The organism is Bradyrhizobium sp. P5_C11_2 (assembly GCF_054049755.1).
On record NZ_JBFULT010000771.1, the window covers coordinates 1 to 2,806 of the forward strand.

Here is a 2,806-nt window from a genome sequence, read left to right on the forward strand (position 1 = left end):
GGGCAAGGCTGCGGCCTGAGTGCGGCGGCAATCCGTTCTTAATGTTTGGCGCGCATCCTCTGGGATGCGAGCGGCGCGATTTGCGATTGCTCGCGGTGGGAGTGCCGGGGCTCGTTGCGGTGCAGCGTGCCTCGCCGATGTCGCTTTGCCGTTCCTTACAGGGCAATCCCATGCGCCTTCTTGCGGTTCTCGTGCTCGCGCTCATGACGGCGGCCTGCAATCAGGAGCAGGACATCACCGGCTCGACCGCGTCCTGCCCGATGCGGAACTACAGCTCCTATAATCCCCGCGACATGAACCAGTGCGTCAGTGCCTGCAAGGCGTGCGACCACGGCAACACGGTCACCTGCACCACGTCCTGCACGCTCAAGGGGGCGCACTGAGCGGCGCATCCGGACGCGGTCCCCGATGCGATGGAACGCCGGCGGCTGACGGTGCCGGGACACCGGAACGATTTGGATGGGATATCGTTGGAGCAGGGCAGGCAGGACGCGGAGTCCGATGGAATGGGTATGCTCGATCCCGGCCGGTTTCTGGTGTCGTGCTCGCATTGCGATGCATGGCCGATGGCGGCCAACGTCAAACGTTCGAGCTGGTCGGCGTCCCCGCATGAGGTCTGCTTCGTGTGTCCGCGCTGCCGCCGCGAGGAGACCGCGATCGTCTCGGCCTCCGGCGAATTGACGCCGATCAGGCGTATCGACATCCCGCCGCGCGACGTCGCTATCGCCTGGGCTCGGGCTCAGCGGCCGAGAGGGCGAACCTGAGCGGCAGGCGCGCCCTCGCGTTCGGGCGGTTCGCATGCGGTTCATCTCTCGACAAATGTGCTAGGATCGGGGTCGGGAGACCAATCATGGCCGCTGACATGCTTTCACCTCGTGCCGACCGTTTCCGGCTGCATCCGGTCACGCCGCGCCATGCCCCGATGTTCTGCTTCGCGCTGCTGACGGTGTCATGCGCCCTCGCAAGTTTCGCGCTCGCCTGCGCGACGCCGTTTGCGGCATTCGCCGTCGTCGCGGCCGCGATGCTGCCGCTGCGGCCGGCGCTGCTCGTCGTCACCGGAGCGTGGCTGGTGAACCAGACCATCGGCTTCGGCGTGCTGCATTACCCGATCGATGCCGGCACCATCGCCTGGGGCTTTGTCATCGGCGCCGCTGCGCTTCTGGCGACCGCGGCCTCGTCCGCCGTGCTCCGCGTGCTGCCGCAGGGACGCACACCGCTGATGCTCGCGCTCACGCTCGTCGCGGCCTACACGGCCTACGAGCTCGCGCTRCTCGCCGCGACGCCGGCCCTCGGCGGCGAGGGCGCCTTCACCGTGGCCATCGTCGCGCGCATTGGGCTGACCAGCGCCGTCTGGCTCGCCGGCCTCGTTGCCGTCTGTGAGATCGTCCGCCTGATCGATCCGTTCGGGCGCAAGGGCGCGATGTCGGCCTGAGCGGCCCTCTGGTAGCCCGGATGGAGCGCAGCGAAATCCGGGGCCGTTGTATCTGGTGGTAAGTCCCCGGATTACGCTTCGCTCCATCCGGGCTACGAGACCTTGCGTTGCCTGACGGGCAAAACACCCCCGCGATCGGTCAATCCGCTCACTCGAAAATATTCCGCTTTGCCGAAATTCGGAAATGGCGTATGTGTCGTTCATCCCGGCTTGACCTTGAGGGGCGATCTTGTGTCGTCACGTGTCGCGAGCCGGGTTGCGGTGGACGCGGCAGCGTCGGGCGCGAGAGGTTAGGGCAGGGCGGATTGCTCTCCGTGAGCCCAAAACTTCGTGCGGATGAGCGGCGCTGCTAGGTTCGTCTCGCCAGCAAGTTTCCGGCTCCGTCGACAGGGCTGGAAAAACTGCGGCGARCAARCGRGCCGTGCGTACGGCAAAACCGTGTGGTCCTGGCCGTCGTTGCTACGGYCAAGCTRTTGCGGAGGCGGCAGTCGCGTCAACCGGCGCGGTGCCGGTGAATTTCGCGAGGGCGAGGGAGGCCAGAACGAACTCGGCTCCCGGGAGAGCACGGCATAAGCCGTCCGACCACTGCGCAGGGAAGGCCGAGTGATTGGCTACACCTGTATGCTGCTGTGCGGTTTTCTGCGTGTGCTTTTCGCGCAGCGGACCGCGGGTGCCAGCCGGCACCCGGCCTTCCCTGCGCCCTCTTGGCTTTGAGTGGGTGGAGCGACGAAGCAAAGCTCCGCTTACGATGCTTTCGCATCGCAAGCCTCGCACCTCTGGATGACGGGGTCGGAGAAGGCCCGACTCACGCGCGGGTGCGCCCATCAGCACGACCATGCCGGGCGCGTCGTACCTGCCGTAAAATCTCAAGTTGTAGATTGTTATCTTCGCGAGGGTATCCCGATAAGCAAGCCCGTGTCTTCCCGGTAACGATTGTGCTGTCCACGCAACACTCACGGCGGATTTAACTGTTATCGCAGCCGGTTCGCATCTGCGCCGCTTTTTAGCCACACCCGAGCATGAATAAAATCACTCTAATGTTTGAGGGGCAGCCGGCGAAGGCAGCGAGAAATCCCAAGGTCGATTCAAATCTTGGGTCTGATTTTTCGGGTCTGAAAGGGTTGGCCGGGGAAACTGGTTTGCGATGGACGCGAAGAGCAACATCAAGCAGAGGCTGCCGAGCCGTCACGTGACGGAAGGCCCCGCGCGCGCGCCCCATCGCTCCTACCTCTACGCCATGGGTCTGACCACCGCGCAGATCCACCAGCCCTTCGTCGGCGTCGCCTCGTGCTGGAACGAGGCCGCCCCCTGCAACATCTCGCTGATGCGCCAGGCGCAGGCGGTGAAGAAGGGCGTCGCGTCGGCCGGCGGCAC

4 protein-coding genes are annotated in these 2,806 nt (G+C 65.2%); all 4 read left to right on the forward strand.

The window, feature by feature from the left end; genetic code table 11:
- The first annotated feature begins 170 nt into the window (after window positions 1-170).
- On the forward strand, window positions 171-383 hold the full coding sequence (locus tag ACXJL8_RS38285; protein ID WP_456622438.1) for a hypothetical protein: 213 nt from the start codon (window positions 171-173) through the stop codon (window positions 381-383).
- A gap of 123 nt (window positions 384-506) precedes the next feature.
- Window positions 507-764 (forward strand): hypothetical protein, encoded by a 258-nt coding sequence (locus tag ACXJL8_RS38290; protein WP_456622437.1) that lies wholly within the window; start codon window positions 507-509, stop codon window positions 762-764.
- Window positions 765-850: 86 nt separating this feature from the next.
- The gene (locus ACXJL8_RS38295) at window positions 851-1,432 is read left to right on the forward strand and encodes a hypothetical protein (RefSeq protein ID WP_456622436.1); all 582 of its coding nucleotides are present in this window, start codon (window positions 851-853) and stop codon (window positions 1,430-1,432) included.
- A gap of 1,144 nt (window positions 1,433-2,576) precedes the next feature.
- Window positions 2,577-2,806: dihydroxy-acid dehydratase domain-containing protein (locus ACXJL8_RS38300; protein ID WP_456686733.1), on the forward strand; the 230-nt coding region annotated here is incomplete at its 3' end.

Coding starts and splice junctions, on each gene's coding strand:
- ACXJL8_RS38290 (WP_456622437.1), top strand. CDS start 507: ATGGGTATGCTCGATCCCGGCCGGTTTCTGGTGTCGTGCTCGCATTGC.
- ACXJL8_RS38285 (WP_456622438.1), top strand. CDS start 171: ATGCGCCTTCTTGCGGTTCTCGTGCTCGCGCTCATGACGGCGGCCTGC.